Consider the following 18,919-nt stretch of genomic DNA (forward strand, 5'->3'; position numbering starts at 1 on the left):
CCAGCCCTGCGGGCTGTTGCTTAGCCCGCGGGAGAATATCCACCATCTCCGCCAACAAAAGGCATCAGCTCAGGCTGGTGCCTTTTTTGCAGCTAGATGGTGCGGATGAGAACAGGGCGGCGGTCCGCAGACCGCAAGCAATCAGCCCTGCGGGCTGTTGCTTAGCCCGCGGGAGAATATCCACCATCTCCACCAGAAGTCGCAGATTGCATTTTGAGACAGGGGGGAATATACTTATATTGGATAGATTCCAATACTATAGCAATTTAACTTTTTAATGCAAAAGCGGTGAATTGCATATCGCAAAGATGCCGTTTGAATGTTGCACGAATTTCTTAACTTGCGATAAAATTTGCGATAAACGATTTTTGGAAGGAATATAATCATGTCGAAAGATGAATATTTGATCACAGATCCACCCCTTAAAGCGCTGACTGTTTTTGCGATGCCGATGATCCTTGGCAGCTTTTTTCAACAAGTATACAATATGGCCGATTCCATAATAGTTGGTCAATTTGTTGGCTCCTCGGCACTTGCGGCTGTTGGTGCTTGTGCTGCACTGACCAATGTTTTTATTTGTGTGGCGCTTGGTGCTGGTGTGGGCGCAGGTGTGCTTGTAAGCCGCTATTTTGGTGCAAAAAATTATGGTAAAATGAAAACCATTGTGTCAACGTCCCTGATCAGCTTTTTGATCTTAAGCGTTGTCCTTGGTGTCTTTGGCTTTTGCTTTTCCCATTTCATGATGAGCGGATTACAGACCCCTGCCGATATATTGGAAGAAGCAGTATTGTATCTGCGTGTCTACTTTGTGGGTTTCCCGTTTCTATTCATGTACAACATTCTTTCCACCATGTTCACTTCCATCGGTGAATCCAAAATTCCGTTGGGACTGCTGATATTCTCATCTATCCTGAATATTTTTATGGATCTCTGGATGGTGGCCGGTCTTGGTCTGGGGGTGTTTGGTGCAGCCCTTGCGACCTTGATCGCACAAGGAATTTCTGCCGTGTTTTCGTTTTTGATCTTTCTGTCTCGGATGCGGCAATACAAGAGCTCCTTTAGCAGGTTCGACCGGCAGGAGCTGTATTCCATGCTTCGCATTGCGGTACCATCGGTTTTGCAGCAGTCCACAGTGTCTATCGGTATGATGATCGTGCAGGCAGTGGTAAATCCCTTCGGCACACAGGCACTTGCCGGGTATGCGGCAACGATGCGGGTAGAAAATGTTTTTTCGCTGATCTTCGTATCCATCGGCAATGCAGTTTCGCCGTTTGTATCCCAGAATTTTGGCGCAAAGAAAATTGAGCGTATCAAAAAAGGTTATCATGCTGCACTGGTGTTGGATCTATGCTTTGCAGTTCTTGCTTTCGTGGTCATTGAAACACTGCACACACAGATTTCCTCGTTGTTCTTGGGAAAAGACGGAACCGCGTTGGCCTATCAGGTGTCCGGTGATTATATGAGATGGCTTGGTTACTTTTTCATCTTCATGGGCATCAAGATGGCAACGGATGGCGTTCTTCGCGGACTTGGAATCATGCGGCCGTTTCTTATTGCAAATATGGTAAACCTTGCAATCCGCTTGTCTGTTGCTTTGATTTGTGCACCGCGTTTTGGCATTGCTTTTGTTTGGCTTGCAGTCCCGGCAGGTTGGCTTGCAAACTTCCTTATTTCCTATGCGGCGCTCAGAAGATCGTGGCCAGAGGATAAAGCAGCGGTATCTCAATGATTTCATGCAGTGGAGAGGTGCTTTGTTCTGACGGGCTTCACTTACAGAGAATGTGACGCGAAAAAAAATTCGCCGGTGTTCCGTTCAGAAAATCAGATGCTCGCTAAAATATCTGTCAGTGTGGCGACAAATGCTTCATCCTGCTCCTTCGTCCGCTTTGGGCTCCCCTTGGGGTGCTTTCCGGCACGGAGGAGCTTTTTGTTTTCATAACGCCGCAGCATGAGAGCTTCCATGTTGTCGGCGGTGTATTCCAGACCGTTCTGATTCAGCACCCGTGCGCGCTTGGCAAGGCACATACTCGCCAGCCCATAGTCCTGTGTTACGACAATATCCCCCGGCTTTACCCGGTTAACGAGGGCAAAGTCTACGCTGTCTGCCCCTTTATCGAACACCAATGTCTGCGCACCTTCCCGCTCGATTTGGTGGGCGGTGTCGCACAGGATGGTAACAGGAACGCCAAACCGCTTTGCAATCTGCAACGTCAAATCGACCACCGGGCAGCCGTCGGCATCAATCAAAATATTCATCGGCTTTCCTCCATCGCCCACCGAAATGCCTTTGCCGTGCGCAGGTCAGCGTTTTTGAAATGCCCGCCGCTGTTCCACTCAAGGGTGCAGTCTGCGCCACGCTCTATAAGCCGGCTGTGCAGGGTGCGGATGTTATCACCTACCGCAGCCATGACAGCGTTTTTCGTATGCTCTTCCTTGTTGCCAAGGCTCAGATAAACGCGCTGTGCCTGTATCGGGTGCTGCTGTTCAAACTCCATCCAGCCCGGAAACCACACCGAGGGAGATGCGGCGGCGATACCATAGAACAGATCAGTCTGGGTGGATGCCCACAATGCAAACAGTCCGGCCAGCGAGTAGCCGCCCAGAATGATTTTGACGTTTTCCGGGAGAGGATACTGCTGCTTCAGTGTGGGAATGACCTGCTCTGTCAGAAAGCACAGGGTTTCCGTAGCCTTGCCACCAAATCCTTGCTTTCCCCACACGGCAGGGGCTTCCCACGGAGAAAGTGCATCGTTCCAGCTTTCCACAGGGATGGCCGCAAACAGAAAGTTCTGGCCGCTTTGTGCGATAGCAACCACTTCGTTGTCTATGCTCTGCAACTCATGTTCGCCTGTCATTTGGAGCAGTAGGTATTCTGCATGGGCTTCGCCGTAAATGCGGCAAGGTCTGTTCCCGATTTGCATTGTCTGTGCGGTCACTGCGACATCCTCCCGAAAAAATTTGATAAGCCCAGTATAGCAACTGAAAAATCATTTTGCAATTCAAAAGGCGTTCGCATTCGCAAGCAGTGTCTTCGTAAAAAAAGCTGGCACCTGATTTGAAGTTGTGCGAGGCTTCCAGAGTGATGTATCAGCAGTTTTTGAACGATCATGCCGTAGCCCATAAGCGGCAGACGAACCGGGCACGTGGGATCTGAACAGGGCAGCGTTATTCAATACCGCTAAGCTCGCGGTACAGCGTGCGGGCATAGGAATCTGTCATGCCGCTGATATAGTCGGTGACCATCAGCAGCCGGAGGTACAAGTCAAAAGGTTCCGTGCCGGTTCGGGCGTTTTGGTAATCCTGCTTGTAATTGCCGGAGAAGATGGCGAGAAGCTTTTTGTCGGCCTTGGAAGGTGCCTGCCCGTCGGTGCAGTATGCAGAGTCATAGTACAGCACGGCGGGAACAAAATGATCCAGCAGAAAATCGAGAATGACCTGTCCGGACAGCTCCAGTTTCAGGATGCCGGGCGTATCGAAGGCGAATTTCCGCATGGCCCCTTTCAGAATGTCAATGGTGATGGCGTGATTGGTTCCTTCAAACAAATCACCGCAGTAGGTTCCGGCCATGATCTCTTTATATTTGCAGGAAAAACGGTAGATGGCTACATACATCAGCCACTGACGCGTTTGGGTGAGCCATTTTTTAAATGCAGCGCTGTCGTTTTCTGGGGTGTGGTCTGCACCGCGCAGCGCGGAAAGTTCTTGGATCCGCTCATCGGAGAAGTACTCAGGGCTTCTGTGGGGAACGATCTTTGAATGGTCATAAGAATTTGTGTAATATTCAATGAACTGGTCAAGGGTGAACAGGCCCTTTTTAAAGGCATCTTCCAGATCGGCAGTAGAATATGCAATGTCGTCAGCTGCTTCCAGCAGGTAGGTCAGCGGATGGCGCACGATGCCTTTGTCGGGAGTGGTGGTCCCAACCGCTTCCGAGATCTGCTCAAAAGTCTCCTGTTCTGCAGCGAAGAAGCCGAGTTTGTGCTTTCGGATATCCGCACTGCCTTTATCAACGGAACAGGAGTCGGTGGGGTATTTTACCAGCGTGCTGATGATCGCTTTGGACAGATTGAGGCTGGAACCGTGTTTTGCTTTCAGCAGGATCCGCAGCGCCTGTGCATTGCCCTCAAAATTTTCCAGATCAGCGATCATCTGCGCGGATAACCAGCTGCGAAGGGGCTGTCCTTTGTATTTTACATGGTCAAGGTTCTCTTTGAACCAGTCGCCGATCACGGTCTCGCCGAAATGCCCGAAGGGCGGATTGCCGAGGTCGTGCAAAAGGCCGGCGCAGAGCAGGACCGATGCGATGGCTTCGGCATCCTCCGGCACAGCAATATCAGTTGGCTTGTACGGTGTTGTGTTTTTGGAGATCATGATGCCAAGCTGCCGGGCGATCGTGGAGACTTCGATCGAGTGCGTCAGGCGGGTTCGTATGAAATCACTCTTGTCCAGAGGAAACACCTGCGTTTTATCCTGCAGCCTGCGGAATGCAGCGCTGGAAACGATCCGGCTGTAGTCCTTTTCAAATGCATTGATGGGATACTCCTTGAACGAATCGGGCTCAGGAGGTTCAGAAGAAAGCTTTTCAGTTGACAGCAATTTTGCCCATTCCATAATCAGTACACCTCGCTTTTGAAACGTCGTGATTAAAAATCTGCAAAAGGCATCGGCCTTCCATCACTGCCATTATACAAAAGAAACGCTGCTCCGGCAACAAAAAACGGATTCTCTGAAAAAAACACAAAAACTGCAGCTTGAACATGTGCAGAGTTCCAATTTATTTCGGGATCCGAAAAAAGGAAAGCGGAGTGTTATGCTGCGGTGTACTACTTCCGTCAGATGCACCCGAAATTGAATCAGACAAAAGCTTCCCTTTCCGTGGGCTGCGTGCCTGCGGAGCAGGAACGGCGGGATATCAGCCAGATTGCACAAAACGCATTGCACAAAATTGAACAGCTTTTCAGGAAAAAATCTTGCTATTCCGCTTGCGCTCATGTATAATGGACTTGACTTGAAAGGTAGGATGTTTAAAAACACTCTGCCGTATGCTGCTGCAGATGACTTGAAAGGTGGAACATGGGATGTTGTATAAGAAAGCTTCTGAGATGAAACCCACTCCGATCCCCCATTGCATGGGCGGCGAGGGCACCGTGATGATGGAACGCCTGCTGGATGCGCCTGCCGAAATGCTGGGCAAGGGCCGCGCCTACGTGCGCCACACGCTGGCACCGGGCGTGACCATTGGCAGGCACACGCATGAGCACGAGATGGAAAGCATGGTCATCGTCTCCGGCCGCGCGGTCCACATCATCAACGGCGAGGAGCAGATCTTGGAGAAGGGCGACATCATTGCCGCCATGCCCGGCGACACCCACCAGATCGCCTGCCTGGGCGACGAGCCGCTGGTGCTGATCGCACAGGTGCTGTACGAATAAAGGAGGAGCTTCAGATGGAACAGATCCGCAGTGCCGATGTTCTGGCCAATTTTCCGCAGGTGGATGAGGAAAAACTGAACGCCGCCCTTGCCGCCGAAGCTGCCGCCAGCAACCGCAAGATCATTGTGCTGGACGACGACCCTACCGGCGTACAGACGGTACATGATATTTATGTTTATACAGATTGGACGGTAGAAAGCCTGCGCAAGGGCTTTGCTGCGCCGGAAAAGCTCTTCTTTATTCTGACCAACAGCCGTGGCTTTACCGTGGCCGAGACCACCAAGGCCCACCGCGAGATCGCGGAGAACACCGCCAAGGTGGCCCGCGAGTTCGGCATGGATTACCTTATCATCAGCCGCGGCGACTCCACCCTGCGCGGCCACTACCCGCTGGAGACCGACCTGCTGCGCGAGGTGACGGAGGCTGAGAACGGTTACAAAATGGATGGCGACATCCTGTGCCCCTACTTCCGCGAGGGCGGACGCTTTACACTGGACAACGTGCATTATGTGCGCTACGGCGCAGAGCTTGTGCCCTGCGGCCAGACCGAATTTGCCAAGGACGAGACCTTTGGCTACCACGCCAGCAACCTGTGCGAATACATTGAGGAAAAAACCGGCGGCAAAGTCCGTGCAGGAGACGTGACCTGCATCTCGCTGGAAAGCCTGCGCGCCATGGACTTTGACGGCATCGAGGCCCAGCTGCTGGCGGTGCACGATTACGGCTATGTGATCGTGAACGCAGTGGCGGACTGCGATGTGAAGGTGTTTGCAGTGGCACTGTACCGCGCCATGGCAAAGGGCCGTCACTTCACCATCCGCAGTGCGGCCGCACTGGTCAAGGCCATCGGCAATATTTCCGACCAGCCGCTGCTCACCCGGGAAAAGATGGTCACGCAGGAAAGCAAAGCAGGCGGCATCATCGTGGTGGGCAGCCACACCAAAAAGACCACTGCCCAGCTGGAAGAACTGAAAAAAGTACAGGGCATCGAGTTTATTGAGATGGACAGCGACAAGGTGCTGGTGCCGGGCGAGCTGGAAAAGGAAGCAGCCGCCATCGTGGCTCACTGCTCACAGCAGATCGCAAAGGGCATCACCTGCTGCGTGTCCACAAAGCGCGTGGTGCTCACCCTGCCGGACGACACCCCGGAAGCAGCCCTCGTGCGCAGCGTTGCCATCAGCGATGCACTGCAAAGCTGCGTGGGCAGGCTGACCGCTTCCCCGGCTTTTGTGGTGGCAAAGGGCGGCATCACCAGCAGCGACGTGGGCGTGAAGGCCCTGCGCGTGAAATGCGCCAAGGTGCTGGGCCAGATCCGGCCGGGCATCCCGGTATGGCAGACCGGTGCCGAAAGCCTGTTCCCCGGCACGCCGTACATCATCTTCCCGGGCAATGTGGGCGAAGTGTCCACCCTGCGGGAAGCGGTGGAAATTTTGCTGGGCTGACAGCCTGACGATTTAGAATTGTCTCCGCTCTGCTCTGACAATATCAGAGGAAAAATTATTTTAAATATTGCAAACAAGCCAGCCCTGCGGGGCTGGCTTGTTTGCTTTTTCACGGGAAGGAGTCGTGGCGGTTAACGGCGTATTGCCTGCGCTGGCTCCCTGCGGGAGCATTCGCGCGGCAGATAACGCAAACGTTATGTTCAGGCCCCGCTCCCCTGCGGGGAGCTGCCGCCGTAGCGGCTGAGGGGCCTTGAAATCGGCGCAACACAAAAAATCCTTTAGCGCAGCGACTTGGATTTTTTGTATGGAGCCCAACTGCTTTGGGGTTACTAGGGGCGAGCAGCCCCTAGTTCGTGCCTCCCGCGCCTCGAAAGTAGCGGGTGCTTTTCTGGTTCTCTTTTGGCACGCAAAAGAGAACGTATCCGGCGGAGAAGAATTTTATAAAAGCCATAAAACCTGCCCTACACGATTGCGCTCTGCGCGGGAAGCCGAAAAACAAAAGCCGGAAAATCCGCAGATTTTCTGGCTTTCTGTACGCGTTATCAATCTTTTTTTGCTTTCTTTTTCTTCTTTGCTGCCTTTTCCTCCGGCTTGTTCTTCATCAGCCTGCCGAGGGATGCGGCAGTGTATACGCAGAAGCAGCCCACCACCACGATCAGCACGACGGCGCTTGCGTCCAGCGCCACGGTGCCGGCGCGGACAGCGGCCAGATACAGTGCCAGCAGCACCACGCCGCCGCCCAGCCACAGGCTGCTGCTGTTCACCTGCTTTTGCCACTCCTGCCGCGGCGTGAGCGGATGCTGCTGCGCCTTGCCCTGCCGGGCCTTCTTTTTCCAGATGTTATCACTTTGAAACGGATTCATGTTCCGGTGGCTCCTTCCCTGTCTTTTTCTTTAAGGGTATTATACGCCGCAAGATGGGATGATGTCCAGAAAGAAGTGGATTTTTCACCACTTGCATCCCACATTTGTGCAGAACGACCAAAACCGGCCCGAAATATCGGCTATTCGCCAATTTACTTTTTGCGGACCGAAGAGTAATCTAATGGTAGGATGTAAAGACGGACAAACTGTTGAGATTGAACTGAAGATAGGATGTAGCAAAGAGCCTTTGCTGCGGGCTTGTCCGGCACGAGAACACGAAAAACAAAAGGAGGCTTTTCCGTTATGAAGGTAGGTCTGATCTATACCAGCACCACCCCGGAACTGATCGAACTGGTGGAGCAGGAGGTCAAAAAGCAGCTGGGCGATGATGTGGAGCTGTACAGCCTGCAGGACCCCAGCATTCTGGCAGATGTCCGCGCGGCAGGCTATGTGACCACTGCACCGGCAGCACGCCTGATCGGCATGTACATGAAAGCCGCTGAGGAAGGCGTGGATGCCATGCTGAACCTGTGCAGCAGCGTGGGCGAAGTTGCCGACAGCGCACAGGACGTGGCAAAGTACATTGGTGTGCCTATCGTCCGCGTGGACGAGGAGATGTGCCGCGAGGCTGTCCGCAAGGGCCAGCGCATCGGCGTGATGGCTACCCTGCCCACCACGCTGGAACCCACCAAGGGCACCATCCTGCGCATGGCCCGCGAGTGCAACAGACACGTGGAACTGGTGGACTGTCTGGTGGACGGTGCATTCGGTCTGGATCAGGACCAGTTCAAGGCCCGCATGACCGAGATGGCCGGTACCATTGCCGACAAGGTGGACGTGATCGTGTTTGCACAGGGCAGCATGGCCTACTGCGAACAGTATATCGCCGATAAGTTTGGCAAGGTGGTTCTCAGCAGCCCCCGCTTTGGTGCAGCCGAGCTGAAAAAGGCGCTGGAAAAGAAAGGCACCATTTAAAAAAGGAACAAGAGCCGGAGCACGAGACCGGCTCAGGAGAAGATATTTTTTGAAGGAGAATTCTTATGAAAAAGATGATTTCCCGTCGTGACTTCCTGAAGGTGGCTGGCATTTCCGCTGCTGCTCTGGGTCTGGCTGCCTGCGGCGGCTCCGGCACCAGCACTGCTGCTTCCACTGCCTCTACTGCAGCTTCCACCGGTTCTTCCGCTGCCGCTTCCGGCTCGGCTGTCACCCTGAAGCTGGGCTTCTCCACCAACGAAGAAGACCCCCGTGCAAAGGGCGCAAAGCAGTTTGCAGAAGAAGTTGCCGAAAAGACCGGCGGCGCTGTGGAAGTTCAGCTGTACCCCTCCGGCCAGCTGGGCGGCGATGCTGACCTGATCAACTCTATCGCTCTGGATTCCGGCACGGTGGATATCATCATCACCGACGCTTCCAACTTTGCCACCTACGATGCAAAGATGGGCATTTCCGCACTGCCGTTCCAGTTCGAGACCTTCGACGATGCATGGGCATTCATGGACAGCGACATCGAGGCTGCCGCTGAGGAAGGCCTGCTGAGCCAGAATATGCGTGTGCTGGCCCACTACTGCAACGGCTTCCGCTGCGTGACCAACTCCAAGGGCCCCATCAACAGCCCTGCCGACATGAACGGTCTGCTGATCCGCACCCCCGAGAACCCCGTCATCATGGCTACCATGACCGCTCTGGGTGCCAACCCCCAGCCGCTGAGCTTCTCTGAGCTGTATCAGGCTCTGCAGCAGAAGACCTACGATGCACAGGAGAACCCCATCCCCGTTATCTACAACAACAACCTGTTCGAGGTTCAGGAGTACCTGAGCATCACCAACCACATCTACTCCGGCATGTGCTTTACCATTGCCGAGAGCAGCTGGAACAAGCTGAGCGCTGACCAGCAGCAGATCGTTTCCGACGCTGCAAAGGCATCTGCCGATTACGACCGTGAGCTGAACGAGCAGCAGACCAACGATTTGGTCTCCGCTCTGGAAGAGAAGGGCATGAAGATCAACAGCCCGGAACTGGCTCCGTTTGCAGCTGCGACCGAAAAGGTCCTGACCGACAACGCTGATACCTACGGCGACCTGCTGGATCAGCTGAAGGCATGGAAAGAAGCCCGCTGAGATCACTGACCAGAAAACCTTGAAATAAAACCGAAGCAAAGGGACGAGGGGCGTGCCCTTCGTCCCTTTGCATTTTATCTGAATCGCACTTGGAAAGGAGTTTGTACTGTGAAAAAACTGCAAACCACTCTGGACAAGATCACCACCCTCATTTCCGCCATTCTGTGCGCGGCTATGATGGTAATTCTGTTCGCAAACGTTGTGCTGCGCCTGATCCCCGGCATCGGCGGCTTCAAGTGGTACATGGAGAGCAGCCAGTATCTGAACGTCTGGTCCATGCTCATTGCCTGCATTGGCATCAACGCCATGGGCACCAACCTCCGCGTGGAGGTGGTGGATTCCATCCTCGGTAAGACTCCGCTGGGCAAAAAGATCGTTGTCATCATCCGTGATGTGTTCATCATCCTGTTCTACGTCATGGTCACCTACGGCGGCTACCAGCTGTGCACCCGCGCAAAGCAGGCCGTTTCCACCATGCCGCAGTTCACCATGGGTCAGGTGTACACCATCTTCCCCATTGCCGGTGTGCTGTGCATCCTGTCCGCCGTTCTCAATCTGGTGGTTGAGCTTACCACGAAACCTGAAGGAGGCGAATCCAAATGATCGCATGGCTGCTGATCTCATTCTTCGTTCTGCTGTTCCTGGGTGTGCCCATCGCCATGAGTCTGGGCCTGTCCGCCATGGGCGGCATCCTGTTCCTGGGCGGCGGCAGCACCGTCACCATTGCCCAGCGCATGTTTGAGGGCATGAACAGCTTTGCACTGCTGGCCATCCCTCTGTATACCTTTGCCGGCTTCACCATGTCCAAGGGCGGTATTTCCAAGCGCCTGATGGACTTCTGCTACTCCATCGTCGGCCACATCTACGGCGGTCTGGCTCACGTGAACGTGCTTTCCAGCATGATCTTTGCGGGCATCTCCGGTTCTGCTGTTGCCGATACCGCTGGTGTTTCCGGCATGTTCATGCCGGAAATGATCCGCAAGGGCTACTCCAAGAACTTTACCGTTGCCGTTACCGCCATTTCCTCCACCATCGGCATCATCATTCCTCCGTCCATCCCCATGGTGGTCATTGCCGGTATCTGCGGCATCTCCACCGGTAAGCTGTTCCTCGGCGGCATCATCCCCGGCATCCTGTGCGGTCTGGCACAGATGATCGTCAGCTACTTCCTCGCTAAGAAAGAAGGCGTGCCCAAGGAGCCCGGTCACTTCACCATCGGCCCTGTGCTGCACGGCCTGTGGGAGAGCTGGCCCGCCCTGCTCATGCCTATCATCATCGTGGGCACCATTACCATGGGTATCGTCAGCCCCACCGAGGCAGGCGTGATCGCTGTTGTTTACGGTCTGTTTGCCGGCGGCATCATCTACCGCGAACTCAAGTGGGAGGACATCAAGTTTGCCTTTGCAGAGACCGTCCGCACCAGCGGCCGTATCTTCATCGTTATCGGCGCTGCAAAGCTGTACACCGTCATGCTGACCACCGCAGGCTTTGACAAGTGGGTGGCCAAGACCATGCTGGGCTTCTCCACCAACCCCACCGTCATCCTCATCATGATCCTGCTGATCTTCTTCATCGTCACCATGTTCATGGAGTCCATTGCAACGCTGACCCTGTTCATGCCCATCCTGTATCCCATTGCTCTGGGCGTGGGCATCAACCCCATCGTGCTCAGCGTTCTGATCACCGTGGTCATCGGCATTGGTCTGGTCACTCCCCCGGTGGGCATGTGTATCTACGTTGCCTGCGACCTGATGGATACGACTGTTGGTGAAGTGTTCCCCACATTGGTGCCGTTTATTGCGGCCACCTTCGTCTGCATTGCCCTGATGGTCGCCTTCCCTCAGCTGATCCTGCTGCCCACCTATTTGATGGCGTAACCGTTGCGTCCGCTTTTCAGATATGGTAAAATAGTGGTGGAAGTTCAACGTGTGATGTTTGGAGGCTTTTTGCCCCAGAACGTTCCACGTTGAACGACCCCGAATATCCACCAAACCGGATTTGGAGGCGGAACTATGTCAATGGAACATCCGGAAAAACAGAAGAATGCGGTAAAGTCTGTAGTCGATCAGGTCATGGATGGGATCATCTCCCAGATCATCGACGGCACCCTGCATCCGGGCGACAAGCTGCCTACCGAAATGGAACTGTGCAAGCAGTTCGGCGCGGGCCGCAACTCGGTGCGGGAAGCTGTGAAAAAGCTGCAGGCCTACGGCATCCTGTACATCAAGCGTGCCGACGGCACCTTTGTGAGCGAAAACTACAACCAGAAAATGCTGGACCCGATGCTGTACAGCATCATCCTGCAGAAGAACAGCTGGCAGGAATTTGTGGAACTGCGCTCCGTCATCGATATCGGTACGCTGAATATTATCATTCAGCGCAATGATATCACATCCTTTCTGCCGGACCTGTACCGCACCTTCGGCGAGCTTTCTGCCGAAATACACTCGCCGGAGCCTTCGGTGGACAAGGTGCTGGAGCTGGACAGCCGGTTCCACACCCAGATCGCCAATGCGGCCCAGAACCCCATGCTGGCCACCATCACCGAGTATATCACCCGGCTGACGCTGCCCAGCCGTCTGGAGACCACCCGCAAGGTGCTGGCCAAGGGCGAAGAGGAGATCGAGCGGTTCGTAGAGCTGCACCGCCAGCTGCTCAGCGTGATCGAGCGCAGGCAGGTGGACGAGATCGCCGCTACAGTGCAGGATCACTACATCTTCTGGAAGAAGTAAGCATACAGGCCTCCTGCCTGCCGTAAAAGGCGGGCAGGGGACTGTGAGTTTATAAGATGGGATGTTTGTGCTAAAATGACGTTAGCATCCTTTGTTAAGCTTCTCCAATGCGACATGCAAGGAGTGTTCATCCAATGAAAAAAATCATGATCTCCGTGGCCCCCGTTGCGGCCACAGACATTCTCATCAATCCGCGGGCCATTGCCCGGGATGTGTATGAGTGCTACAAAAACGGCGCGTCCATGGTGCATCTGCACTGCCGCGACCTGAACGGCAACCTCACCCCGGATCTGAGCCTGCTGGAAGAAACGGTGGCCTACATCCGCGAGATGTGCGACATCGTGGTGGAGATCTCCACCGGCGGCGTGTCCAACCTGACCATTGAGGAACGTGTGCAGCCCTGCTACCCCTCCTGGGTGGAAGCCAACAGCCTGAATGTCGGCTCGGTGAATCTGGGTACCTCGGTGTACCAGAACCCCATCAAGGATGTGGAGTACTGCGTCAAGACCATCATGGACAACAAGAAGATCCCGGAGACCGAGGTCTTTGAGCTGGGCATGATCAACACCGTGCGGGAACTGAACGACAAGTTCCACTTTGTAAAACCCATCCTGTTTGCACTGGTGTTCGGCCATGGCGGCGAGATGCCTGCCACGGTGCCGGCCCTGCGCCACATGATTCAGGCGCTGGAAGAGAACTTTCCCAACGGCGACTACCTGTGGGGCTACACGCAGGCCCACCGCGAGGACTGGGAAATGGTCAAGACTGCGCTGGATATGGGCGCTTCCACCGTGCGCATCGGCTTTGAGGATTCGGACATGATCGCGCCGGGTGTCCATGTGGACAACAACGCAGCGCTGATCGCAAAGGTGTCGGACATCGTAAAGTCCAAGGGCATGATGCCCATGACTCCCGACGAGGTGCGCGCCATGCTCAAGATCCCGCCGCTGCGCCGTTAAAAAGGAGGAAAGAAACGTATGGTGATTCAAGGCGTTACTTACCTCTCAGACTTTGAGGCAAAAAAAGCCATCATGGAAATGGCCCGTCGGCTGGAGGCCAAGGGCTGGCTGGTGGCCGGTGACGGCAGCATGAGCGTCCGCGTCGGCCCGCAGGCCGTGTGGGTGACCGTTGCCGGTGCCGACAAGGCCGCGCTTACGCAGGATATGCTGGTGCGCGTGGATATGAATGGCAAGGCGATGCTCAGCGCAAAGCCCAAGCCCCTGCCCGAAGACCTACCCATCCATCTGAAAATCTATCAGGAAAACGAGAACGCCCAGTGCGTGATGCACACCTATCCGGCCTGCGCGGCTGTGATGGGGATGCAGGGCCAGACCGTGCAGCCTGCAGCATTCAGCCCCGCAGTGCGGGCGCTGGGACGGGTGCAGCTGCTGCCCGCCCAGAACGTGGACGCACAGGCACAGGCTGTCAGCCTGTTGTGCCGCACCGATAAGGCTGTCCTGCTGGAAAATGACGGCTGCCTGACCTGGGGCAAGACCCCGGCAGATGCGGCCCATCTGGTGGAAGCACTGGATTACTACGCAGCCGTCACCGCAAAGCTGGGCTGCGCAGGCTGCTCCAAATGCGGCAGCTGCGGCGGTCACTGCACCGGCTGCAGCAAGTGCGGCGCACCTGCCGTGCAGCCCATGGCTCAGCCCGCTGCACAGCCTGTGGCAATGGCAGTGCCCGCCGCACAGCCTGCCCAGCCGGTGAGCCTGCCGGGCGTTACCGGGCTGATCCAGCCGGGCATGGCGCTGCCCACCCTGCCCAAACAGCAGGCGGCTCCTGCCCCTGCCCCGGTGCCCGCCGCACAGCCTGCGGCAGTCCCTGCAATGGAAGCGGCCCCGGCCGCACCGAAGTCCGCAAATGCCCGCGATGCCGCAATGGCCGAGGTCATCCGCCGGACGCTGAAGAGCTTTCAATAACAAAAAGTTTCGTTTGATCCAACGGATATGACCTTTACGGAAAGGAACGAAAACCATGGATATCAGTTCACAGGAAATTGAAGCGATCGTCAAGCAGGTGCTTGCCGGTATGGGCGGTGCACAGACAAGCGCCGCCCCTGCAGCCTATACCGCTGCACCCGGCGGTGCAGCAGGCGACCGCGGCGTGTTCGAGAACGTAGACGACGCAGTGGAGGCTGCATGGAAAGCCCAGCGCGACTGGGTGGCCAACTACAAGATCGAGGATCGCCAGCGCATCATTGAAGCCATCCGCCGCTGTGCCCGGGCACATGTGGAGGAGTGGTGCCACAAGATCGTGGAAGAGACCGGCATGGGCCGCTATGAGGACAAGGTGGAAAAACATCTGGCCGTCATCAACAAGACCCCCGGCCCCGAATGCCTGACCACCGAAGCCAAGAGCGGTGACGCGGGCCTGATGCTGGAAGAGTACGCACCCTTTGGTGTGATCTGCTCCATCACCCCCACCACCAACCCTACCGAGACCATCATCAACAACACCATCAGCATGATCGCAGGCGGCAACACCGTGGTGTTCAACGTGCACCCCCGCGCAAAGCGGGTGTCTGCCGACTGCCTGCAGGCGCTGAATACCGCCATCATCGAGGCGGGCGGCCCTGCAAACCTCATTACCATGACCCGTGAGCCGACCATGGAGAATGTGGACAAGATGGCCGCAAACCCCAAGATCCGCCTGATGGCAGGCACCGGCGGCATGGGCATGGTGAACGCCCTGCTGCGCAGCGGCAAAAAGTGCATCGGTGCCGGTGCGGGCAACCCGCCCGTCATCGTGGACGAGACCGCAGACATCGAGCTGGCAGGCCGCAAGATCTACGAAGGCGCTTCGTTCGATAACAACATCCTCTGCTTTGCAGAGAAGGAAGTGTTCGCCGTGAACACCGCCTACGACGGCCTGCTGCACGAGCTGCAGAAGCAGGGTGCCTACCTGCTGAACAAGGCCCAGACCGAACAGCTGGTGAACATCGTGCTGCAGCCCAAGAAGGGCGGCGGCCACGAGGTGAACAAAAAGTGGGTGGGCAAGGATGCCGCCCGCATTCTGGAGACCATCGGCGTGCATGTGCCGGATACTTGCCGCCTTGCCATCTGCGAGGTGCCTGCCGACCATCCGTTCGTTCTGGTGGAGCAGATGATGCCGGTGCTGCCCATCGTGCGCTGCCAGAGCTTTGAACAGGCGGTGGAAGATGCCGTGGTGGCCGAGCACGGCAACCGCCACACCGCTTCCATCTTCTCCAAGGATGTGGACCACATGACCCGCTTTGCCCGGGTCATTGAGACCACCATCTACGTAAAGAACAGCGCCACCAAGGCCGGTGTTGGCATTGGCGGCGAGGGCCACTGCACCATGACCATTGCCGGCCCCACCGGCGAGGGCATCACCTGCGCAAAGAGCTTCTGCCGCCGCCGCCGCTGCATGCTGGCCGAGGGCGGGCTGCGCATCATCTGAGTTTTTGAAGGACGAAACCATCACATACAATTTTTTCAGTGTTCTGACAGGAGGAACAACTTATGAAAGCTCTGGGTTTTATCGAGACGAAGGGTCTGGTTGGCAACATCGACGCTACCGATGCAATGCTGAAGGCTGCTGACGTTGAGTTCATTGGTTCCGACACCATCGGTGCCGGTCTGACCACCGTGATCGTTACCGGCGAGGTGGGCGCTGTCAAGGCTGCTACCGAGGCTGGCGAAGAGGCTGCTTCCCGCGTGGGTGAGCTGTTCTGCGTCAACGTCATTGCACGTCCTCACGCAGATCTGGCCCGCATCATGCCTGCCAAGGGTCCCGCGACCGGCAAGTCCGGCCTGCCCGCAGGCGAGCAGGTGCCGCTGGATGCCGCTCTGGGCATGATCGAGACCAACGGCCTGACCGCTTCCATCGAGGCAGCCGATGCCATGCTGAAGAGCGCAGATGTCTCTCTGGTGGGTCAGGAGAAGATCGGCGCAGGCCTTGTTACCGTGTTCGTGCAGGGCGACGTTGGCGCTGTGAAGGCTGCTGTTGAGGCAGGCCAGACCGCTGCTTCCCGCATTGGCGAAGTGGTCAGCGCACTGGTCATTCCCCGCCCGCACGCAAGCGTGTCCGAGTGCATGCCTGAGCTGCGCTGAGCCCTGCGCTGACGCTGCATAAGAAAGGAGCGCTGTGCCTTGGTTTACCATGACATCAGTCAGGAACAGCTGCTGCTCCTGATCACGCAGGCCGTGCAGGCAGAGCTGCAAAAGCGCAGCCGTCAGGTGCCGGTAGGCATCTCGGTGCGGCACATCCACCTTACCCGCGATGATGTGGACAAGCTGTTCGGCTATGGCTACCAGCTCACCCCCAAAAAGGCGCTGAGCCAGCCCGGCCAGTTTGCCTGCGAGGAATGTCTGGACATCATCGGCCCAAAGGGCGAACTGAAGCATGTCCGCATCCTTGGCCCGGAGCGCAGTGCCACTCAGATCGAGCTGGCGCAGACCGACTGCCGCAACATCGGCATCAAAGCGCCGGTGCGTTCCAGCGGGGATACAAAGGGCACGCCGGGCGTGACCCTGCGCGGCCCCAATGGCACCCTGACCGTGCCGGAGGGCGTGATGATCGCTGACCGCCACATCCACATGACTCCCGCACAGGCAGCGGCCTTCGGCCTTGCCGACGGCGACCGCGTGCAGGTAAAGATCGACGGCCCCAAGCCGGGCGTGATGGGCGGGGTGCTGATCCGCGCAAACGACAAATGTGCACTGGATTTTCACATCGACACGGACGATGGCAATGCCTTCCTGCTCAAGCAGGGGCAGCTGGTCACCGTGCTGGGCAAAGAGGAGCAAGCTATGATTTTAGGGATCGTCAAGGGGACCGTTGTCGCCACCCGCAAAATGCCGGAGCTTGTAGGCTATAAGTTCCTGCTGGTGGAGCCGGTGTTCGGCTCCAAAAAGGATACCATCGTGGCGGGCGACAACATCGGCGCGGGTGTAGGCGAGATGGTTCTGGTCACCACCGACGAGACCACCCAGCATGGTCTGGACCATCCGTCGCCCATTGATGCTTTCATCGTGGGCATCGTGGACAATCCTCCCACCCTGAGTAAGTAACACCCTGCAAGTTTTGCCGCAGAGAGGGGCTTCCTCCCGGCGGGATCGTGAGGCTTAAACAATGAAAATTATTATCATCGGCAGCATTGCCGCCGGGGTTTCGGCCGCCGCCAGACTTGCCGCCGCCCAGCGCGGAGCGCAGATCACCGTCTACGAAAAAGGCGGCTTCTACTCCTGCGGCACCGGCGGCCTGCCCCATTATCTGTGCGAGGATCTGGACAGCCTGAACAAGGCCATTCAGGCCAAGGAGACTGAGCTGAACGCGCAGGGCATCACCGCACATCTGCGCCATGAGGTGCGCGGCATCGACGCAGCCGCCCGCAAGGTGACGGTATGTGATCTTGCCACCGGACGCGTGTTTGAAGACCACTACGACAAGCTGGTGCTGGCCACCGGTTCTTCCAACCGTGTGCCGCAGGTGCCCGGCAGTGACCGCGTGGGCGTGCAGACCCTCAAGACCGTGGAAGATCTGATCTTCCTCAAGGAGTTCGTCCGCACCCCCTATGTGCGGGACATCGTGATCCTGGGCGGCAGCTGGGCCGGTTTGGAGATCGCAAAGTCCTTCCTCAAGCTGGGCCGCAATGTGCGTATCATTGAAAAAGAGCAGCAGCTTTTGCCCCAGTTTGACCCTGAGGTGAGCAAGCTGATCCAGAAGGAGCTGGAAGCGCAGGGCGTGCAGTTCAATCTGGGCGAGCAGGTGCGTTCCTTCCCGGGCCGTACCTTCGTGGAGCAGGTGCAGACCAACCGCGGCACCTACCCCTGTGACCTTTGCGTGGTAGCCATCGGCGTTACCCCCAACACCGGCCTGCTGGCCGGTACCGGGGCGCAGCTGGCACCCAATGGCGCTGTGCTCATTGGTGCCGACCTTGCCACCAGTGTGCCCAATATCTATGCCGTGGGCGACTGCGCAGCCTGCCGCGACGGCTCTCTGCGCACCAGCAGCCTGAAGGTGGCGGATCTGGAGATCGCCCGCACCGGCCTGACCGAGACCGAGGCCCGCAAGGCCGGTCTGCGGGTCAAGAGTGCAATGGCCACCGGCACCGACCGTCCGGGCATCTGCCCGAACCCCCACCGCATCACCATCAAGCTGGTGTATGAGGCCAATACCCGTCAGGTGCTGGGTGCGCAGGCATGGGGAGAAAAGAATGTTTCGGCCCGCATCAACGCCATTGCCGTTGCCATCCGCGCTGGCATGACCGTGGAAGCACTGGGTCAGGTGGATTTCGTCTATTCCTCCTCGTCCTGTTCCATTTGGGACCCGGTGCAGATCGTCTGCGGTCAGGCACAGTAAGCGGAGGGT

The 18,919-nt window shown here is 56.7% G+C and carries 18 protein-coding genes; 14 read left to right on the forward strand and 4 right to left on the reverse strand.

Features of this window, described 5'->3' with window-relative positions:
• Positions 1-385 precede the first annotated feature (385 nt).
• Positions 386-1,729 carry an MATE family efflux transporter gene (locus QZL71_RS00005; RefSeq protein WP_097774519.1) on the forward strand — a complete coding sequence of 448 codons (1,344 nt, stop codon included), beginning with the start codon at positions 386-388 and terminating at the stop codon, positions 1,727-1,729.
• A 92-nt stretch (positions 1,730-1,821) separates the two neighbouring features.
• Here the strand turns inward: QZL71_RS00005 and QZL71_RS00010 are convergent, their stop codons facing one another.
• From QZL71_RS00010 to QZL71_RS00020, 3 genes are all read right to left on the reverse strand, one after another.
• Entirely contained in the window at positions 1,822-2,256 is a 435-nt protein-coding gene (locus tag QZL71_RS00010; protein ID WP_294647234.1) for a YaiI/YqxD family protein, read from the reverse strand.
• Positions 2,253-2,921, reverse strand: coding sequence for an alpha/beta hydrolase (locus QZL71_RS00015; RefSeq protein WP_294647364.1), 669 nt, complete (start codon positions 2,919-2,921; stop codon positions 2,253-2,255). The genes QZL71_RS00010 and QZL71_RS00015 overlap by 4 nt, the downstream gene beginning before the upstream one ends.
• A 244-nt stretch (positions 2,922-3,165) precedes the next feature.
• Complete coding sequence (locus QZL71_RS00020; protein WP_294647237.1) at positions 3,166-4,611, reverse strand: deoxyguanosinetriphosphate triphosphohydrolase; 1,446 nt, start codon at positions 4,609-4,611, stop codon at positions 3,166-3,168.
• Between the two features lie 467 nt (positions 4,612-5,078).
• On the opposite strand from QZL71_RS00020, the gene QZL71_RS00025 reads away from it, so the two are divergent.
• Complete coding sequence (locus QZL71_RS00025) at positions 5,079-5,432, forward strand: cupin domain-containing protein (RefSeq protein WP_097774654.1); 354 nt, start codon at positions 5,079-5,081, stop codon at positions 5,430-5,432.
• Positions 5,433-5,446: 14 nt separating this feature from the next.
• Positions 5,447-6,874 (forward strand): four-carbon acid sugar kinase family protein, encoded by a 1,428-nt coding sequence (locus tag QZL71_RS00030; RefSeq protein WP_363912569.1) that lies wholly within the window; start codon positions 5,447-5,449, stop codon positions 6,872-6,874.
• Positions 6,875-7,416: 542 nt separating this feature from the next.
• Here the strand turns inward: QZL71_RS00030 and QZL71_RS00035 are convergent.
• Positions 7,417-7,737 carry a hypothetical protein gene (locus QZL71_RS00035; RefSeq protein WP_294647239.1) on the reverse strand — a complete coding sequence of 107 codons (321 nt, stop codon included), beginning with the start codon at positions 7,735-7,737 and terminating at the stop codon, positions 7,417-7,419.
• Between the two features lie 303 nt (positions 7,738-8,040).
• Between QZL71_RS00035 and QZL71_RS00040 the strand changes: the two genes are divergently transcribed.
• The 11 genes from QZL71_RS00040 to QZL71_RS00100 all read left to right on the forward strand — a co-directional run bounded on the left by QZL71_RS00040 (position 8,041) and on the right by QZL71_RS00100 (position 18,910).
• Positions 8,041-8,712, forward strand: a complete 672-nt coding sequence (locus QZL71_RS00040) for an aspartate/glutamate racemase family protein (protein ID WP_097774524.1) — start codon at positions 8,041-8,043, stop codon at positions 8,710-8,712.
• A gap of 65 nt (positions 8,713-8,777) precedes the next feature.
• Positions 8,778-9,851, forward strand: a complete 1,074-nt coding sequence (locus tag QZL71_RS00045; RefSeq protein WP_097774525.1) for a TRAP transporter substrate-binding protein — start codon at positions 8,778-8,780, stop codon at positions 9,849-9,851.
• 108 nt (positions 9,852-9,959) lie between these two features.
• Entirely contained in the window at positions 9,960-10,454 is a 495-nt protein-coding gene (locus QZL71_RS00050) for a TRAP transporter small permease (protein ID WP_120080468.1), read from the forward strand.
• Positions 10,451-11,728, forward strand: a complete 1,278-nt coding sequence (locus tag QZL71_RS00055) for a TRAP transporter large permease (RefSeq protein ID WP_120080466.1) — start codon at positions 10,451-10,453, stop codon at positions 11,726-11,728. The genes QZL71_RS00050 and QZL71_RS00055 overlap by 4 nt, the downstream gene beginning before the upstream one ends.
• Before the next feature lie 135 nt (positions 11,729-11,863).
• Complete coding sequence (locus QZL71_RS00060) at positions 11,864-12,583, forward strand: FadR/GntR family transcriptional regulator (RefSeq protein ID WP_294647241.1); 720 nt, start codon at positions 11,864-11,866, stop codon at positions 12,581-12,583.
• 134 nt (positions 12,584-12,717) lie between these two features.
• Positions 12,718-13,542 carry a 3-keto-5-aminohexanoate cleavage protein gene (locus tag QZL71_RS00065; protein WP_097774529.1) on the forward strand — a complete coding sequence of 275 codons (825 nt, stop codon included), beginning with the start codon at positions 12,718-12,720 and terminating at the stop codon, positions 13,540-13,542.
• Between the two features lie 18 nt (positions 13,543-13,560).
• On the forward strand, positions 13,561-14,505 hold the full coding sequence (locus tag QZL71_RS00070; protein WP_097781115.1) for a class II aldolase/adducin family protein: 945 nt from the start codon (positions 13,561-13,563) through the stop codon (positions 14,503-14,505).
• Positions 14,506-14,560: 55 nt separating this feature from the next.
• Positions 14,561-16,006: an aldehyde dehydrogenase family protein gene (locus tag QZL71_RS00075; RefSeq protein WP_120080460.1), complete on the forward strand. Its 1,446-nt coding sequence runs from the start codon at positions 14,561-14,563 to the stop codon at positions 16,004-16,006.
• A gap of 62 nt (positions 16,007-16,068) precedes the next feature.
• Positions 16,069-16,659 carry a BMC domain-containing protein gene (locus QZL71_RS13255; RefSeq protein ID WP_005939592.1) on the forward strand — a complete coding sequence of 197 codons (591 nt, stop codon included), beginning with the start codon at positions 16,069-16,071 and terminating at the stop codon, positions 16,657-16,659.
• 39 nt (positions 16,660-16,698) lie between these two features.
• The gene (pduL, locus tag QZL71_RS13260; RefSeq protein WP_363912572.1) at positions 16,699-17,619 is read left to right on the forward strand and encodes a phosphate propanoyltransferase; all 921 of its coding nucleotides are present in this window, start codon (positions 16,699-16,701) and stop codon (positions 17,617-17,619) included.
• A 61-nt stretch (positions 17,620-17,680) separates the two neighbouring features.
• Entirely contained in the window at positions 17,681-18,910 is a 1,230-nt protein-coding gene (locus tag QZL71_RS00100) for an FAD-dependent oxidoreductase (protein ID WP_005939599.1), read from the forward strand.
• The last annotated feature ends 9 nt before the right edge of the window (positions 18,911-18,919 follow it).

It is taken from the genome of uncultured Faecalibacterium sp. (assembly GCF_900066275.1).
Classification (GTDB): Bacteria; Bacillota; Clostridia; order Oscillospirales; family Ruminococcaceae; genus Faecalibacterium; species Faecalibacterium taiwanense.